This window comes from Burkholderia sp. Cy-637 (assembly GCF_011753175.1).
GTDB lineage: Bacteria > Pseudomonadota > Gammaproteobacteria > Burkholderiales > Burkholderiaceae > Burkholderia > Burkholderia gladioli.
Window position 1 is genome coordinate 1 of the sequence record NZ_VWWC01000151.1, and the last position, 16888, is coordinate 16888.

At 69.8% G+C, this 16888-nt stretch carries 14 protein-coding genes and 2 pseudogenes; 9 read left to right on the plus strand and 7 right to left on the minus strand.

The genetic code is table 11. The features are described 5' to 3' along the window. The 3 genes and pseudogenes from F3J10_RS27960 to F3J10_RS27970 all read right to left on the minus strand — a co-directional run. A pseudogene (locus tag F3J10_RS27960) lies at positions 1-798 on the minus strand (cytochrome C); the annotation flags it as partial. Next, positions 788-1291 carry a (2Fe-2S)-binding protein gene (locus F3J10_RS27965; RefSeq protein ID WP_025098633.1) on the minus strand — a complete coding sequence of 168 codons (504 nt, stop codon included), beginning with the start codon at positions 1289-1291 and terminating at the stop codon, positions 788-790. The gene F3J10_RS27965 and the pseudogene F3J10_RS27960, both read right to left, overlap by 11 nt. Positions 1292-1481: 190 nt before the next feature. Beyond that, positions 1482-2633, minus strand: a complete 1152-nt coding sequence (locus tag F3J10_RS27970; protein WP_025098634.1) for an FAD-dependent monooxygenase — start codon at positions 2631-2633, stop codon at positions 1482-1484. Between the two features lie 334 nt (positions 2634-2967). Between F3J10_RS27970 and F3J10_RS27975 the strand changes: the two genes are divergently transcribed. From F3J10_RS27975 to F3J10_RS27995, 5 genes are all read left to right on the plus strand, one after another. Continuing rightward, positions 2968-3720: an Asp/Glu racemase gene (locus F3J10_RS27975; protein WP_013697294.1), complete on the plus strand. Its 753-nt coding sequence runs from the start codon at positions 2968-2970 to the stop codon at positions 3718-3720. Positions 3721-3734: 14 nt separating this feature from the next. Next, positions 3735-4589: an alpha/beta hydrolase gene (locus F3J10_RS27980; protein WP_167243467.1), complete on the plus strand. Its 855-nt coding sequence runs from the start codon at positions 3735-3737 to the stop codon at positions 4587-4589. 17 nt (positions 4590-4606) lie between these two features. Beyond that, positions 4607-5647: a 2,5-dihydroxypyridine 5,6-dioxygenase gene (locus F3J10_RS27985; RefSeq protein ID WP_047835328.1), complete on the plus strand. Its 1041-nt coding sequence runs from the start codon at positions 4607-4609 to the stop codon at positions 5645-5647. A gap of 21 nt (positions 5648-5668) precedes the next feature. Then, positions 5669-6319 carry an isochorismatase family protein gene (locus F3J10_RS27990; RefSeq protein WP_036053624.1) on the plus strand — a complete coding sequence of 217 codons (651 nt, stop codon included), beginning with the start codon at positions 5669-5671 and terminating at the stop codon, positions 6317-6319. A 292-nt stretch (positions 6320-6611) separates the two neighbouring features. Further along, positions 6612-8966 carry a molybdopterin cofactor-binding domain-containing protein gene (locus F3J10_RS27995; RefSeq protein ID WP_167243468.1) on the plus strand — a complete coding sequence of 785 codons (2355 nt, stop codon included), beginning with the start codon at positions 6612-6614 and terminating at the stop codon, positions 8964-8966. Positions 8967-9142: 176 nt separating this feature from the next. Here the strand turns inward: F3J10_RS27995 and F3J10_RS28000 are convergent, their stop codons facing one another. Further along, positions 9143-9586 carry a MarR family winged helix-turn-helix transcriptional regulator gene (locus tag F3J10_RS28000; RefSeq protein WP_096749387.1) on the minus strand — a complete coding sequence of 148 codons (444 nt, stop codon included), beginning with the start codon at positions 9584-9586 and terminating at the stop codon, positions 9143-9145. 454 nt (positions 9587-10040) lie between these two features. Here F3J10_RS28000 and F3J10_RS28005 point away from each other — a divergent pair, with 454 nt between their 5' ends. Further along, a complete protein-coding gene (locus tag F3J10_RS28005) occupies positions 10041-11348 on the plus strand; it encodes an MFS transporter (RefSeq protein WP_025101759.1) in 1308 nt (435 codons plus the stop codon). A gap of 163 nt (positions 11349-11511) precedes the next feature. Here F3J10_RS28005 and F3J10_RS28010 read toward each other — a convergent pair whose 3' ends face one another. The 3 genes from F3J10_RS28010 to F3J10_RS28020 form a co-directional block, all read right to left on the minus strand. Next, the gene (locus F3J10_RS28010) at positions 11512-12663 is read right to left on the minus strand and encodes a porin (protein ID WP_025101758.1); all 1152 of its coding nucleotides are present in this window, start codon (positions 12661-12663) and stop codon (positions 11512-11514) included. A 924-nt stretch (positions 12664-13587) separates the two neighbouring features. Beyond that, entirely contained in the window at positions 13588-13914 is a 327-nt protein-coding gene (locus F3J10_RS28015; RefSeq protein WP_013697287.1) for a DUF4148 domain-containing protein, read from the minus strand. Positions 13915-14171: 257 nt separating this feature from the next. Next, positions 14172-15068, minus strand: a complete 897-nt coding sequence (locus F3J10_RS28020) for a LysR family transcriptional regulator (protein ID WP_167243469.1) — start codon at positions 15066-15068, stop codon at positions 14172-14174. A 161-nt stretch (positions 15069-15229) separates the two neighbouring features. Here F3J10_RS28020 and F3J10_RS28025 point away from each other — a divergent pair, with 161 nt between their 5' ends. From F3J10_RS28025 to F3J10_RS28035, 3 genes and pseudogenes are all read left to right on the plus strand, one after another. Continuing rightward, the gene (locus F3J10_RS28025) at positions 15230-15664 is read left to right on the plus strand and encodes a VOC family protein (RefSeq protein ID WP_025101756.1); all 435 of its coding nucleotides are present in this window, start codon (positions 15230-15232) and stop codon (positions 15662-15664) included. A gap of 35 nt (positions 15665-15699) precedes the next feature. Beyond that, on the plus strand, positions 15700-16485 hold the full coding sequence (gene pxpB, locus F3J10_RS28030; RefSeq protein WP_167243470.1) for a 5-oxoprolinase subunit PxpB: 786 nt from the start codon (positions 15700-15702) through the stop codon (positions 16483-16485). Next, positions 16482-16888, plus strand: a pseudogene (locus F3J10_RS28035) (carboxylase); the annotation flags it as partial. The gene pxpB and the pseudogene F3J10_RS28035, both read left to right, overlap by 4 nt.

Below are 16888 nucleotides of genomic sequence, written 5' to 3' on the forward strand. Positions count from 1 at the left end.
TCGCTGCGTCGCGTGGTGGCCGTCGGGGCCCGGCTCGCCGGCGCCCTGCCCGGCCACCACGCGACGCAGCGCGATATCGCCGCTGGCCGGATCGACCTCGATGTCGACTACCCAGGCGCTCCAGTCCGGACGCGCGTCGAGCGACGCGGCGCCCGGCGCGCCCTGCTCGGCCCGATCCGCCTCGACGCGCCGCCCGTCGAAGGCGAAACCGCGTCCGCGCAACCAGGACGAGGCCGGCACGGCCACCGCCGGCGCCTGCCATCGGGCCCGCTCGCTCACCATGCGGATCACCGCCTGCGCGCCCGCGTCGGCGACCGGATCGAGATGGCGCAGGCGCAGTTCGACGGGATCGGCGCGCAGCTCGGCCGCGCATTCGTCGAGACCCGATTCGCGCGCGAACACATGCGCATGCGCCGGAATCGCGAACGCGGGATCCTCCACCTCGATGCGCGCCTCGGCGTGTCGATAGACGAAGGGCAAGGCGCGCTCGCCATAGGCGGGCGCCTCGCCCGGCACCGGCCGCGAGCGCGCCTCGCCGCTCGCCGTCGACAGGCGCGCCCGGTAGCGCCAGCTCGCGAGCCGGCCCTGCTCCGAGATCCCCGCCTCGACATCGAGCATCGCGCTCACGCCCGGCGTGCCGGTCGGCCAGCCGTATTCGGCACGGCGCCGCGAGGCGACCTCGGCCTCCAGGCCCGCCTCGCGCTCGCCCGGCGCCGTCGCCAGGCTTGCCGCCGGCGCCTCGCGCGCCTCGGCCAGCGCCGTCGACGCGGCTTCGTTCACCGCGCGATCAGGCTTCATGGTCGGCTTGCAGGTAACGTGCCGCGCGCTGCACGGCGCGCACGATCTCGAGATGGGTGCCGCAGCGGCACAGATTGAAACGCAGCGCCTCGCGGATCGCCGCGTCGTCGGGCGCCGGCTCGCGGTCGAGCAGGGCCTTGGCGCTCATGATCATGCCGTTCAGGCAGTAGCCGCATTGCGCGGCCTGCTCCTCGATGAAGGCACGCTGGATCGGATGCAGCGCCTCGGGCGTGCCGAGCCCTTCGAGCGTGGTGACCTCGCGCCCGCTCGCGGCGCCGGCCGGCACCACGCAGGAACGCGTCGCCTGGCCGTCGACCAGCACCGTGCAGGCGCCGCATTGGCCAAGCCCGCAGCCGTACTTCGGGCCGTTCAGGGCAAGATCGTTACGCAGGATCAGCAGCAGGGGCGTGTCGGGCGCGGCGTCGGGGACGCGGCGCACCTCGCCGTTGACGCGGAGCGTGAGCGGCCCCGCCGGATGGCCGGAATGCGACATGACAGACTCGATTCAATAGGCCGACGCGCGTGGCAGACGCGCGAGCCGGCAGGCAACTCCGCGCGGCGCAGGCCGCGCGATTCCGTTATACCTCGCCGAAATTCCGGCCGGGGCGGCCTCGAACCTCCGTCAGGCCTCGCCGCCCCTTGATGCGCGGGGCGCCCGGCCAGCGCCCCTTGCCGCTACCGCCTCAGCCGGCCACCGGCTCGCGGCTCGGCGCCTCCAGCGGCACGCCGAACACATCATAGGCGAACACCCAGGCCGGGTCCTCGTTGGTGCGCAGCCAGGTGTTGTTGTGCGAGACCAGCTGCACCTTCGAGGCGCGCGCCGCACGGTTCGCCTCGTAGAGCGCGAAGGCGTTCGCGTAGTCGGCGATGCCGACCTCGTCGAGGCAGCGCGCGAGCATCGCCGCGTCCTCGATCGCCATCGCCGCGCCCTGCGCCATATGGGGCTTCATCGGATGGCAGGCATCGCCGAGCAGCACCAGCCGGCCGCGGCTCCAGAGCGGCAGCGGATCGCGTTCGAGCAGCGGCCACTTGGTGATCGAGGGCGAGACGTCGATCAGGTGCTGGATGTCGGGATGGAAACCGTCGAAGGCCTCGCGCATCTCATCGCGGCTGCTGTCGACCATCGACACGCCGGCCGGCCACTCGGCCTGCGGCACGCCCGTCACGTAGTAATACTCGTCGCGCTTCTCGGTGACGTAGTAGACCATCATGTGGCGGTCGCCCGACCACCACTTCACGCACATGTCGTAGGGCTTGTTGTCGAGCAGCGAGGCCGGGAACACCGCGCGATGCGCCACGTAGCCGGTGTAGCGCGGCGGCTCGGCGCCGAGCAGGTGCTCGCGCAGCCGCGAATTCACGCCGTCCGCGCCGATCGCGATATCCGCCGTCTCCACGGTGCCGTCGTCGAAGGTGAGGCGCACCTCGCTGCCGGTGTCCTCGATCGCCGTGAGCTTGCGGCCGAAGGCGATGGTGCCCGGCGTCACGGCCTGGGTCATCAGCGCGTGGAAATCGCCGCGATGCACGGTCAGGTAGCTCGCGCCGTAGGTCTTCAGCGCGAAATCGCCGAGCGGGATCTGCGACATGACCTCGGCCGTGATGCCGTCGCGGCTGTACCAGAAATCCGGATGCGAACCCATCGCGTTCAGCGCGTCCTCGCAGCCGATCCTGCGCATGATCTTCATCACGTTCGGGCCGAGGTGGATGCCGGCGCCGAGCCGCGAGAACGACGGCGCCTGCTCGTAGAGCCGCACGTCGTAGCCGCTGCGCTGCAGCAGCGCGGCGGCGGCGGTGCCGCCGAGGCCGGCGCCCACGATCGCGATACGGGGTTGCTTCATCGGAATCTCCTCATCTGAGCGCCGGCGGCGGGACGGTCGGCCACGGCGGCTGGTTACGATGAAATCTAGCGTACACACTGCAAAATATTCGCACAAGCAAAAATTTTCGCACCGTATCCGGGCACGTCGCTCGCACCAATATCGATCGAATACCCAGCGATTCAAGGGATTACCCTTAAGCTTCCGGCATTTTTGAGACGTTGTGATATTCAAACGTACACGCTAGACTTTGCCTCAGATCCGGCGATCGCCCGGCGCCGATGCCGGCCCGGCATCGACGCGACGCCGCCCGACGCCAACCCGACGCCATCCATTCGCAGCCCAGGAGCCCCTGATGACCCGCACCTTCCGCATCGGCCAGATCGTGCCGAGCTCGAACACCACCATGGAAACCGAGATCCCCGCGATGCTGCGGCTGCGCGAGGCGATCCGCCCGGAGCGCTTCACCTTCCATTCGAGCCGCATGCGCATGAAGAAGGTGGTCAAGGAGGAGCTGGCCGCGATGGATGCCGAATCCGATCGCTGCGCGCTCGAGCTGTCGGACGCGCGCGTCGACGTGCTCGGCTACGCCTGCCTGGTGGCCATCATGGCGATGGGCCGCGGCTACCACCGCGTCTCGCAGGAGCGCCTGACGCGCCACACCGCCGAGAACGGCGCCAAGGCGCCGGTGCTGACCAGCGCGGGCGCGCTGGTCGATGCGCTGAAGGTGATCGGCGCGAAGAAGATCGTGGTGGTCGCGCCCTACATGAAGCCGCTCACCGAGCTGGTGGTCGACTACATCGGCCACGAAGGTTACGAAGTGATCGCCTGGCGCGCGCTCGAGATCCCCGACAACCTCGACGTCGGCCGCCACGATCCGGCGCGCCTGCCCGAGATCGTCAAGAGCCTGCCCTACCAGGACGCCGACGCGATCGTGCTGTCGGCCTGCGTGCAGATGCCCTCGCTGCCGGCGGTGGCCAAGGTCGAGGCGATGACGGGCAAGCCGGTGATCACCGCCGCGATCGCCACCACCTACTCGATCCTGCGCGAACTCGATCTCGAGCCGATCGTGCCGGGCGCCGGCGCGCTGCTGTCGGGCGCCTACTGAGCGAGGCCGCCATCATGAGCTCCACCTTCCTGTACGGCGCCAACGTCCACGCCAACGGCATCCGCCAGCACTACCTGCGCTACGGCGGCGCGAGCGGCGAGCGCGCCGCGCGGCCCGCCGTGATCCTGATTCCCGGCATCACCAGCCCGGCCATCACCTGGGGTTTCGTCGGCGAGGTGTTCGGCGCGCGCTTCGACACCTATGTGATCGACGTGCGCGGCCGCGGCCTGTCCTCCGCCTCGGACACGCTCGACTACAGCCTCGACGCGCAGGCCGCCGACGTGGCCGCGCTGGCCGCGGCGCTGAAGCTCGAACGCCATGTGCTGGTCGGCCATTCGATGGGCGCGCGCATCGCCGCGCGCGCCGCGCTGCGGATCGAGGCGGGCCTCGAATCGGTGGTGCTGGTCGATCCGCCCGTCTCGGGGCCGGGCCGCCGCGAATACCCGGGCAAGCTGCCCTGGTACGTCGACTCGATGGCGCTGGCGCGTGCCGGCACCAACGCCGAGGGCATGCGCGCCTTCTGCCCGAGCTGGACCGACGAGGAACTGCGCTTGCGCGCCGAATGGCTGCACACCTGCGACGAGCGCGCCGTGCTGGCCTCCTACGAAGGTTTCCACCAGGACGATTTCCATGCCGACGCGGCGCGGCTGCGCGTGAGCTCGCTGCTGATCACCGCCGAGCGCGGCGACGTGGTGCGCGACGAGGACGTGGCCGAGCTGCAGCGCGCCACCCCGGCGATGCGCCATGTGCGCGTGCCGGGCGCCGGCCACATGATTCCCTGGGACAACGCGACCGGCTTCTACGCGGCCTTCGGCGATTTCCTCGGCGCGCCGCTGCTGCCCGCCACGGGCGCCACGGCCGCAGCCTGATTCGAACGGAGCCGAACATGCCGATTAGCGATTTCCAATTGATCGACGCGTGGAAGCGCGTGCTGACGCTGTCGCGCCTCGAGGCGGGGCAGACCGTGACGATCCTGACCAGTTCCTCCACCCATCCGCAGACGCTGTCCTGCGCGCTGATCGCCACCCAGCAGATGGGGGCGATCGTGAACCGCCTGGACCTGCCGCCCGTGAACGGCGAGAAGGCCTTCAGCCGCGATTCGCTGGCCTATCTCGGCACCACGCCGCTGACCGGCAACCGCGCCGCGATCGCGGCCCTGAAGGCCAGCGACCTGGTGCTCGACCTGATGACCCTGCTGTTCTCCCCGGAGCAGCACGACATCCTGAAGTCCGGCACCAAGATCCTGCTGGCCGTCGAGCCGCCCGAGGTGCTGGCGCGCCTGGTGCCCACCGAGGGCGACCGCACGCGCGTGCTGGCCGCCGCGGCGAAGATCTCGGCCGCGCGCGAGATGCGCGTCAGCTCGCCGGCCGGCACCGCGCTGGTCTGCCCGCTCGGCGATTTCGGGCCGACCGCCGAATACGGCTACGTCGACGAGCCGGGCCGCTGGGACCACTGGCCGAGCGGCTTCGCGCTGACCTTCCCGAACGACCGTGGCGCGCACGGCACCATCGTGATCGACCGCGGCGACATCCTGCTGCCGCAGAAGCACTATGTTTCCGAGCCGATCGTGCTGACGGTGGAAGGCGGTTACGCCACCCGCATCGAGGGCGGCGTGGATGCCGCGCTGCTGCGCGACTACATGGAGACCTTCCAGGATCCCGAAGGTTATGCGATCTCGCATATCGGCTGGGGGCTGCAGCCGCGCGCGCGCTGGTCCACGCTGGGTCTCTACGATCGCGAGGCCACCATCGGCATGGACGCGCGCGCCTTCGAGGGCAATTTCCTGTTCTCGCTCGGCCCGAACAACGAGGGCGGCGGCGATCGCACCACCACCTGCCATATCGACATTCCCCTGCGCCACTGCACCGTGCAACTCGACGACGAGGTCGTGGTGCGCGACGGGCGCGTGCTCGACCAACCCGCCTGACGAGGCCCGCGCATGAGCACCATCGATACACTGTCCCGCCACGCCGAAGCCGGCGTCTACCGCCAGCAGGGCTTCGGCACGCCGCTGCCGCCGGCCGGCAACATCGGCCTGCTGATCATCGACCTGGTGGTCGGCTTCGCCGATCCCGCCACCTTCGGCGGCGGCAACATCCCGGCCGCGATCGCGCGCACGCGCCAGGCGCTGGCGATCGCGCGCGAACGCGGCTGGCCGGTCGCGCACAGCCGCATCGTCTATGCCGAGGACGGCAGCGACGACAACGTGTTCTCGCTGAAGGTGCCCGGCATGGCCACCCTCACCGAGGATCACCCGAACAGCCAGATCGTCCCCGAGCTCGCGCCCGCGGCCGGCGAGCTGGTGGTGCGCAAGCAGGTGCCCTCGGCCTTCTTCGGCACCCAGCTCGCGCCCTGGCTCACCCAGCGCGCGGTGCGCACCCTGCTGGTGGCCGGCGCGGTGACCAGCGGCTGCGTGCGCGCCAGCGTGGTGGACGCGATGTCGTTCGGCTTCCGGCCCTTCGTGCTGTCGGACTGCGTGGGCGACCGCGCGATCGCCCCGCACGAGGCCAACCTGTTCGACATGGCGCAGAAGTACGCGGCCGTGATGCCGCTCGACGAGGCGATCGCCGCGATCGAGGCGGTGCAGGCGGCGCGCTGAGGTCGAGGTCGAGGTCGAGGTCGACGCCGCATTCGCCCTCGCCGCTCCGGCTCGCCTCGCGCGCTGGCCCGGCGAAGGCAAGCGGCTGAAGGCCGGCGGGGCTGAATTGACCTGCTCGATTCATCGGCTCAATTCATCGGCCCGCTTCTTCGGCCCGCTTCATCGCCCCGCTTCATCGCCCCGACCCGCCCGCAAGATTGACCGGCGCGTTTTGGCCAACTAGATTGCCGGATGCCGGCGCGCCTCGCGCCTCGTCGTCCGGCCTTCCTCCCTCCTCGCGGAACCGATGCCCGTGAACCGCTCCGAACTGCTTGCCCGCGACGGCTGCCTGAGCGTGATCCGGCGCCCCGCGGCCCCCGTCAGGCCCGCCCCGGGCCAGCCCGGCAGCCTGTCCTCGTACACGCCCGAGGTGGCCGAGGTATTCGTCGCGATCCTCGACGACGGCCGCGTGCTCGCCTTCAACGGCCACGTCGACCTCGGCACCGGCATCCGCACCTCGCTGGGCCAGATCGTCGCCGAGGAACTCGACCTGCTGCCGTCCCAGGTCGAGATGCTGCTGGGCGACACGGCGGCGACACCGAACCAGGGCCCGACGATCGCCAGCGCGACCATCCAGATCTCCGCCAAGCCCTTGCGCGCGGCGGCCGCCCAGGCGCGCCGCAAGCTGCTCGAACTGGCCGCCGCGCGGCTGGGCGTGCCGCTCGAACGGCTGGCGAGCGACGGCGGAGTCGTTTCGATCGTCGATGGCGATGGCGATGGCGATGGCGATGGCGATGGCGATGGCGATGGCGATGGCGATGGCGATGGCAAGGATCAGCGCGGCAGCCCGATCGACGCAAGCCGGCGCCTGAGCTTCGCGGAACTGGTCAGCGGCCTGCGCCTCGCGCTGGAGCTCGAGCTCGACACGCCCGTCAAGGACCCGTCGCGCTACCGCGTGATCGGCCGCTCGTCGCCGCGCGTCGACCTGCCCGCCAAGGCCACCGGCCAGCTCACCTTCGTGCACGACATGCGCGTGCCCGGCATGCTGCACGGCCGCGTGATCCGCCCGCCCTACAGCGGCCTGGACAGCGGCCCCTTCGTCGGCCGCCTGCTGGCCGGCGTCGAGCGCGAGTCGATCGCCCATCTGCCCGGCATCGTCGCGGTGGTGACGCTCGGCGATTTCGTCGGCGTGGTGGCCGAGCGCGAGGAACAGGCGATGCGCGCCGCGCGCGAGCTGCGCGTGCGCTGGCATCCGCTGCCGCCGCTGCCCTCGCTCGACGATCCGCGCGCGGCGATCGAGGCCGCGCCGGCCACGCGCCGCCCGCTGCTGGAGGAAGGCGATGTCGAGGCGGCGCGCGACACGCCCGGCGCGATCACCCTCTCGCGCACCTACGTCTGGCCCTACCAGCTGCACGGCTCGATCGGCCCGTCCTGCGCGCTGGCCGACTATCGCGCCGCGGGAGCAGGCCGCATCACCGTGTGGTCCGGCACGCAGAACCCCGTCACGCTGCGCTACGACCTCGCCACCCTGGTCGGCCGCGACGAGGCCGACCTCGACATCGTGCGCATGGAGGCGGCCGGCTGCTACGGCCGCAACGGCGCCGACGACGTCTGCGGCGACGCGCTGCTGCTCTCGCGCGCGGTCGGCCGCCCGGTGCGCGTGCAGCTCACGCGCGCCGACGAACATCTGTGGGAGCCCAAGGGCACCGGCCAGGTGGTCTCGGTCACCGGCACCGTGAGCCGCGAGGGCCGCCTGCTCGGCTACGACTTCGCCACCCGCTACCCGTCCAACGACGCGCCGCTGCTGGCCTCGCTGCTGACCGGCACGATCCCCGCCGAGCCGCGCGTGTTCGAGATGGGCGATCGCACGGCGGTATCGCCCTACGAGAGCCCGAACCGGCGCTTCGTCTGCGACGACCTCGCACCGCTGGTGCGCTCCTCGTGGTTTCGCGGCGTGTCCGCGCTGCCGAACTCCTTCGCCCACGACGCCTTCGCCGACGAGTGCGCGGCGCTGGCCGGCGTCGACCCGCTGGAATTCCGGCTGCGCCACCTGGCCGACACGCGCGCGGCCGAGCTGCTGCAGGCGGTGGCGCAACGCGCCGGCTGGGTGCCTCGGCCGCAGGCGAGGCCCGACGAGGCGCGGCTCGCGCGCGGACGCGGCATCGCCTACGCGCGCTACGTGCACAGCCGCTTCCCCGGCTTCGGCGCGGCCTGGTCGGCCTGGATCGTCGAGCTGCTGGTGGATCGCGTGACGGGCGAGATACGGGTGGAGCGCGTGACGGTCGGCCAGGACACCGGCACCATGATCAACCCCGACGGCGTGCGCCACCAGATCCACGGCAACGTGATCCAGGTGCTGAGCCGCTCGCTGAAGGAGCGCGTTCGCTTCGTGGACGGCAAGGTGGCCGCGCGCGAATGGGCCAGCTACCCGATCCTGACCTTCCCCGAGCTGCCCGCCGTGGACGTGGTGCTGATGCCGCGCCAGGGCGAGCCGCCGCTCGGCGCGGGCGAATCGGCCTCGGTGCCGGGGCCGGCCGCGCTCGCCAATGCGATCTTCGACGCGACCGGCGTGCGCCTGTACGCGCCGCCTTTCAATGCGGAGACGGTGAGGGAAGGATTGCGCGCCGCCGGCCGCCTGCTGGAAGCGTCGGCGCCGGAGCGTGCCTGAGCGCGCCGCGCGCCATCAGGCGCCGGTCGGTGCTGCCTGGCGTGGTTGGCGTCGATTGATGCCGCCCGAGGCAGGCGAACGCAGGCAAGCGCGCAGAGACATGCCGAACCTCGCATCGCATCTCATGCCAGCCGCGCGTCCCGGCACGCCGCGCCCGAACAGCGCGGCGCCGACGCTCATTCGCCGTCGCTCTCCAGCATCTTGTTGAGCAGGTACTGCAGCGCGACGCGCTCGCCGACGTTCAGCGCCCCATAGGTGCGCTCGGTCACCTGCTTGGCGAAGGGCACGGTGCGATCGATCAGTGCCAGCCCGGCGGCGGTGGCGCGTACCAGCAGCTTGCGCCCGTCGCTCGGATCGGGCAGCACCTCCACCAGCGAGCGCACCTTGAGCCGCTCGACCACGCCGCGGATGGTGGCCTGGTCGATCGCCGTGACCTTGACGATGTCGTTCAGCGAACAGCCCCTGGTTTCCTTGACCGTGCAGAGCGTGACGAACTGCGCGGCCGTCAGGTCGGAATCCGGGATCGCCTCCTGGAAGATCGCGACGTGGCGCTGGTAGGCGCGTCGCAGCAGATGGCCGATCTGGTCGTGAAAATCGTAGGAATCGCGGGAGGACGGCATGAACGGCGAGGCCTGGCGGCCCGGGGTCGAAAGTGAGGAAGTGTACACCCTCGAGTTTCGTATTCCTCACGGGATTCGCCCGTCGTCGCGCCTGCATCAGGTGTCACGCGCCACGGCGCGAACAGGCACGGAAGATGCATGCAGTCCACGGGCATCGAATCATGATGTACACGCTTCAATTTATGGCGTACTCGCACTATCCGGGTGCAAGCCGATCACGCCGCACCGAGACCCGTGCACCGATCCGGCATTGATGAAAACACCTAGCAAAACAAGGCATCCAGCGCCTATAAAGAGATTGCGGAGGATCGTTTCCCGGCTCTCGTTCCAGGCCGGTTTTTGTAGTGTGTACGCTCATTAAATGGCGTGATATACAGACTCCCGGGCGTCATCGCGCAAGTGACCGTAGCGACCGGCACCAACCCAACCGTCCTATCCGAACAGGGGCAGTCCCATGTCAACGACTCATCCGAACGCGGCCGTGCCGGCCGCCCCGGCGCAACACGCGGCGCTGTACCGCAAGGTCACGATCCGTCTCGTCACGATCTTCTGTCTCTGCTATTTCGCGGCCTACCTGGACCGCATCAATATCGGCCTGGCCAAGCTGCAGATGCTCGACGCGCTGAAGTTCAGCGATTCGATCTACGGGCTCGGCGCGGGGCTGTTCTTCGCCGGCTACATCCTGTTCGAGGTGCCGAGCAACCTGGTGCTGCAGCGCGTGGGCGCCAAGCTCTGGATCGCGCGGATCATGATCACCTGGGGCATCCTGTCGGGCGCCACCCTGCTGGTGAAGACGCCGACCCAGTTCTACGTGCTGCGCTTCCTGCTCGGCGCGGCCGAAGCCGGCTTCCTGCCCGGCGTGCTGCTGTACCTGACGCAGTGGTACCCCGACGCGCGCCGCGCCCGCATCGTCGCGCTGTTCATGGTCGGCCTGCCGCTGTCGAGCATGGTGGGCAGCCCGATCTCGGGCTGGATCATGCGCGCCTTCGACGGCGCGCACGGCCTGGGCGGCTGGCAGTGGCTGTTCCTGCTGGAAGCGCTGCCCTCGATCGCGCTCGGCTTCGCGGTGCTGCGCTGGCTGCCGAACTCGATCGAGACCGCCGCCTGGCTGGCCGAGGACGAGAAGAAAACCTTGCGCGCCAATCTCGACAGCGACGCGGGCGGCCACAAGAGCCACGCGCTGCTGCGCGCCTTCACCGACCCGAAGGTCTGGGCGCTCGGCATGATCGACCTGTGCGTGCTGCTCGGGCTCTACGCGGTGAGTTTCTGGCTGCCCACCATCCTGCGCGATACCGGCGTGAAGGACGCCTACCAGATCGGCTGGCTGATGGTGATCCCGAACGCGGCGGCGGTGCTCGCCACGCTCTACTGCGGCGCCAGCTCGGATCGCACGCGCGAGCGTCGCTGGCATATCGTGGTGCCCTTCGCGGTGGCGGCCGTCTCGCTGGTGATCGCGGCCGCCGCGCCGCACGGCACGCTGGGCACCCTGATCCTGTTCTCGCTGGTCAATGCCGGCGCGGCCGCGGCGATGCCGGTGGTCTGGTCGCTGCCCTCGATGTTCCTGAAGGGCGCCGCCGCCGCGGGCGGGATCGCCTTCGCCTGCTCGCTGGCCAACCTGGGCGGCTTCGGCAGCACCTACTTCATCGGCTGGCTGCGCGACACCTTCCATACCCAGAGCGCCGGCCTGTACGGCTTCGCGGTCTGCATGCTGGTGGGCTGCGCGCTCGCGCTGGCTTACCCGAAGCAGCTCGTGAACCGCTGAAACGCGCGCGCCTGCGCGCATCCTCGCGCCGCGCCGGCCGCTCGCCGTGCGCGGCGTTTTTCATGGCGCGCCGCGCATCAACGACATCGGGCGGGACCGTTGCCGGTCCCGCCCGATGCTTTTCCCGCCCCTCGGCAGGGCGAGCGCCCTGCCCCGGCCTCGATCAGAAGCGGTGGCGAATACCCACGCGCGTGGCGAACTGCGAGTTCGCGCCGGCATTGCCGATGAAGGACGAGGACGAACCGATCTCGGCCTGCACCGGCACCGAGCGGCCGTTCACCACGTTGCTGCCGGCCGCGTGCTGGTAGATCGCCAGCAGGTAGACGTCGGTGCGCTTGGACAGCGCGTAGTCGAGCGCGCCGCTGAGCTGGTGCCAACGGCCGTCGAAGCCGCCGTCGAGATCCGAGAAGGTATAGGCCAGGCTGGCCGCCAGCGGCGTCGTGACCTGGTACTTGCCGCCGATTTCGTAGTTGTTCAGCGTCGAGGCGGCCGCGTTGAGCGGCTCGAAGCGCGTGTGCGTCCAGTTAACCCAGCCCAGCGCCGGGCCGGCCGTGTAGCGCGCGCCCACGCCGAAGGTTTCGAGGTCGCGCAGGCCGGCCGTGTTGACGTTGGCGATGCTGACGCTGAAGGCCGGCGCGGCCGCGTTCGGGAAGCGGATGTTGGTATAGGCCGCGCCGATGCTGAACGGGCCCTGGGCGAAGTTCGCGCCGAAGCTGTAGGTGCTCGACGAGCCCTGGGTGGTGCCCACCGTGGGCGAGCCGGCGAAGCTGGTCGAGTTCGAGAAGCCGTACAGGCCGCCGAAGGTCAGGCCCGAGAAGTTCGCGCTGCTGAACTTGACCGCGTTGTTGATGCGGCTGGAGGTGAGCTGGTCGAGATCGTTGATGTGGTAGGCGTAGTTGCCGGCCACGGTCTGGCTGCCGGCCGAGTAGTTCGCGCCGATGATGTCGGTCGAGAACGAATACTGGCGGCCGAAGCTCAGCGTGCCGACATTCGACTTCGACAGCCCCACGTAGGCCTGGCGGCCGAACAGCGCGCCGCCCTGGCCCAGCGTGCCGTCGCCGCTGCTGAAGCCGCTCTCGAGCACGAAGATCGCCTTGAGCCCGCCGCCCAGGTCCTCGCTGCCGCGGATGCCCCAGCGGCTGCCCTGCGCGACGCCGTCGCCGTACTTGACCAGCTTGTCGTGGCCGCTGGCGGTAGCCGCCTTGTTGGTATAGGTGATCCCCGCGTCGATCACGCCGTACAGCGTGACGCTGCTCTGTGCATGAGCCGCGGCGCCGAATGCGCCGAGTGCCGCCAGGGCGATGGTCTTCTTCATTGTTGTTCCTGATGAGGGTGGCGCCGCGCGCGGCCGACCGAAGCCGGCGCCCGCGACGCGATGGAAAAAACCAAAAACATCGTGCTCGACGCGGCCCGCGCGCGAAGCTTGCGCGCGCAAGCGCCCCTCGCGGGCCATGCGGCCCGCGATCGGTCGAACCCGGTGAAACGTCATGGAGGACATCGAGCCCCGGGACGGCGCGCGGTCGATCGGACCAGCCGTCCTTCGCCGCGAGGGCACGGGACAGGCCGCGCCCGGGGATATCGGCAGCGCGGCGGGTTGACGTCGAAATATCTGCCGAAATATATCGATACGTCGGCGCAACGTAAACGATTCCAAGGGAAAGTGTCGGATACAGACGACACTCGGCCGGCGACGTGCGTTCGACCGGCGATTCCGGGCTGGAAACGCCAGGTGGCGGGGAGATTCGGGAGTAATGGGAAAACACGCGCCGGCACTGGAAATCCGGGCGAAATGAGGCAACCGCCAATCACGCGGCGAACCGATAAATCGGCATTTATATCAAATCGATAATACCGAAATGATGAGAATGCATGAATGCCGCGCCGTATTTGCGATAGGCGATGGCCGAGCCTGGAATGGAGAACGGGCGACGCAAGGCGCCGCCCGTTCGACTAGCACTCACCACTCACTGCATGGCTTCCAACACAACGGCTACAGCTTGCTTCAACGGCACTCACTGCGTACTTCCTGCTACGAACTTGCGTGCTACCTGCTGCGACTTCAACCGCCAACTGCTGCAAGACAACCACGACTGCGACCTCAACCACTACCACTCACCAGCTACCACCACTCACTACTCACCACTCACCACCTGCATCGCGGCCGGCTCCGATCGAATACGATCATTTCGTATCACTGACTGAATCGGCAAGCTCGCCGCCCGCGATCACGATGCCGTGCTCAGGGATGGCTGTACATCGCGTCCCAGTCGGACTTCGAGACGCCGCGGCCGATCGGGCTGCCGGCCTGCACCTTGTTGCTGACGCCGCCGTAGCCGCTGGTGTCGGCGCCGTTCAGCGCGGCCACCTTCTTCTCGGCTGCCAGGATGTCGTCGGGATAGCGCGGATCGGAGCCCGCGGCCGGACGCCAGCCGGTCTGCTCGAGCTGCACCAGTTCGGCGCGCACCTGGGCACGCGTCACGGCGCCATTCGATTGGGTCTGGGCGAATGCAGCGGCGGGAACCACGAGAGCGGCTGCGATGGCGACGGCTTGAATCAGGTTCTTCATGATCGATACCTCCAGGGTGTTGTGCATTCGGTCGCTGTGTTGCTCAACCGATGGACTGAAGTGTAGGACGCATCGAAACCTAGGGTTAACACTTAAATTGCGACAACAGTGTTTCCATATGAAGAACAAATACCCGGCGAGCCTTGCCGGGCGGGGCTCGCAGCGCTGCCCGGCAAGCCCGGGGCGGCCCGGATATCCCTACTGATGCATCGGCAAGCGCCGCCGGCGGCGGTTTGCTTTCAAGGCTTTCAAGGCCCTCATCGAGCCTCGGCCGCCTTCCCGGCCTGCGCAGCCTCGGCGGCGGCGGCCACGCAGGCCGCGAAGGTCGCCGCCGCCGCCGGCCGTTCGCCCGCCGTGCGCTCGACGTAACCGATCTCGCGGCTCGGCGGATCGCCGTCGAGCGGCAGCGCCACCGCCGTGCGCGGAATCCGCAGCGCCGCCGCCTGCGGCACCAGGGCGACGCCGACGCCGCGCGCCACCAGCTCGACGATGGCCTGCAGCTCGTCGAGCTCGACCACGTCCTGCACGTTCAGGCGCATCTTGCGCAACCAGCGCTCGACGATTCGGCCCCCGAAGGAATTCCGGTCGTAGCGGATGAAGGGTTCGCTCTTGAGCAACGCACGCCAGTCGCCATTGCGCTGCGCGCGCGGCACCAGCAGCGTGAAGGGCTCCCGCACCAGCGCGCGCCACTGCAGTTCGGCCGGCAGCGCGAACGGCGGCTTGATCAGCACCGCGCCGTCCACCTCGCCCGAATCGACCTGCGCGAGCAGGTTCAGCGACACGCCCGGCATCACGCGCACGCGCCAGCCCGGCGCGCGTTCGCGGAACAGCGCGATGGCCTGCACCAGCAGGGAGGTCTGCGCCGAGGCGATCGCGCCGATCCGCAGCAGCCCCGTGTCGGGCTCCGCCGCGCCCTCGTTGGCCAGGCGCGCATAGGCGGCCAGCAGCTCCTCGGCGCGCTCCACGGTGCGCCGCCCCGCCGCGTTCAGCGTGGCCGAGCGGCCGGTGCGATCGAACAGCGTGAAGCCGAGCTCGTCCTCCAGCCGCTGGATCTGCGCGCTGACCGCCGACTGGGTCAGGCCCACCTGGGCGCCGGCGCGCGCGAAGGTGCCGTAGCGCACCACCGAAAGAAAGGTCTTCAGCTCGCGGATCATGGTTCGATTGATCGAAATTATTTATGCCAAGTCACAAAATATATCGTTTTTCAGCGAATTTTGTCATGCATAGACTGGCTCTCATCCTGCGTGACCGGCACCGCCATCGAGCCGGCCGGCACGCGCCCCTCGATTCGAAACACCCCGCAATGGATCTCGACATGAGCACCGCGCCCCTTTCCCAGCCGCCCTTCCACCTGGCCTTCCCGGTCCACAGCATCGCCAGCGCGCGCGAGTTCTACGGCGAGCTGCTCGGCTGCCCCGAGGGCCGCAGCGCGCCCGAGTGGGTCGACTTCAATTTCTACGGCCACCAGATCGTCGCGCACCTCGCGCCCGAGGAATGCGGCCATCGCCATACCAGCGCCGTCGACGGCGATGCCGTGCCGGTGCGCCACTTCGGCGTGGTGCTGTCGATGTCGCAATGGGAGGAGGCCGCGGCCAGGCTGCAGGGCGCCGACATGAAGTTCATCATCGAGCCGCACGTGCGCTTCAAGGGCGAGGTGGGCGAGCAGGCCACCATGTTCTTCCTCGATCCGTCGGGCAATGCGCTCGAATTCAAGGCCTTCGCGAACATCGATTCGCTGTTCGCGAAGTAAGCACGCCCCGCCGCCCGAGCCACGCCACGCCCGCGATGCGCCACTCACTCCCCGCCCAGCCGGCCGCTGCCGACGACGCCACGCGCTGGACGCTCGCGCCCTCGGGCGAGCGCCTGCTGATCGTCGACCTGCATGCGCCGGACCTGCGCCGCGCCAATCTGGCGGCGCGCCGCGCGGCGGCCGCGATCGGCGCGGCGCGCCTGCCCTTCGTGCTCGACATCGTGCCGGCGATGGCCACCGTGGGCGTGCATTACGCCTTGGAGCGGGTGCCCTTCACGCGCGCCGACGGCTCGCCCTATGCCGCGCTCGAACGCCTGGTCGGCGCCTGCCTGGCCGAGGCCTGGCAGGCCGGCGCGGGCCATGCCGAGCAAGCCGGGGCGGGCCGCGTGATCGAGATCCCGGTCTGCTACGGCGGCCTGCACGGCCCCGACCTGGCCGGCGTGGCCCAGGCCTGCGGCATCGCGGAATCCGAAGTGATTCGCCGCCACAGCGCGAGCCTGGTGGACGTGATGATGCTCGGCTTCGCGCCGGGGCACCCCTACCTCGGCCTGTTCGATCCGGCGCTGGCGGTGGCGCGGCGCGCCACGCCGCGCACCTCGGTGGCCTCGGGCTCGGTGGGCCTGGCCAATCGCCAGTCGGTGATCTACCCGAGCATGCTGCCCGGCGGCTGGAACGTGATCGGCCGCACCCCGCTGACGCTGTTCGACGCCACCCGCGAGACGCCCTGCCTGGTGGCCGCGGGCGACCGCGTGCGCTTCGTGCCGATCGGCGAGGACGAATTCCGCGCCGCCAACGAACATCTCCCGAGGAAGGCCGCATGAGCATCGAGGTGATCCGTCCCGGCGCGCTCAGCTCGTTCCAGGACCTGGGGCGCGGCGGCTACCAGCATCTGGGCGTGCCGGCCAATGGCGCGATGGACGAGCGCGCGCACCGGCTCGCCAACGCGCTGGTCGGCAACGCGCCCGGCGAGGCCACGCTCGAGATCACGCTGACCGGCCCCACGCTGCGCTTTCATCGCGCCGCCGTGATCGCCGTGTGCGGCGCCGACCTCGACGCCTGGCTCGACGAGCAGCCGCTGCCGCGCGAGCGCGCCGTGGTCGCGCCGGTCGGCAGCACGCTGAGCTTCGAGCGCCGCCGCAGCGGCGTGCGCGCCTACCTGGCGGTGCGCGGCGGCTTCGAGCTGGCGATGCCGATGGGCAGCGCCAGCACCGCGCTGCGCGCCGG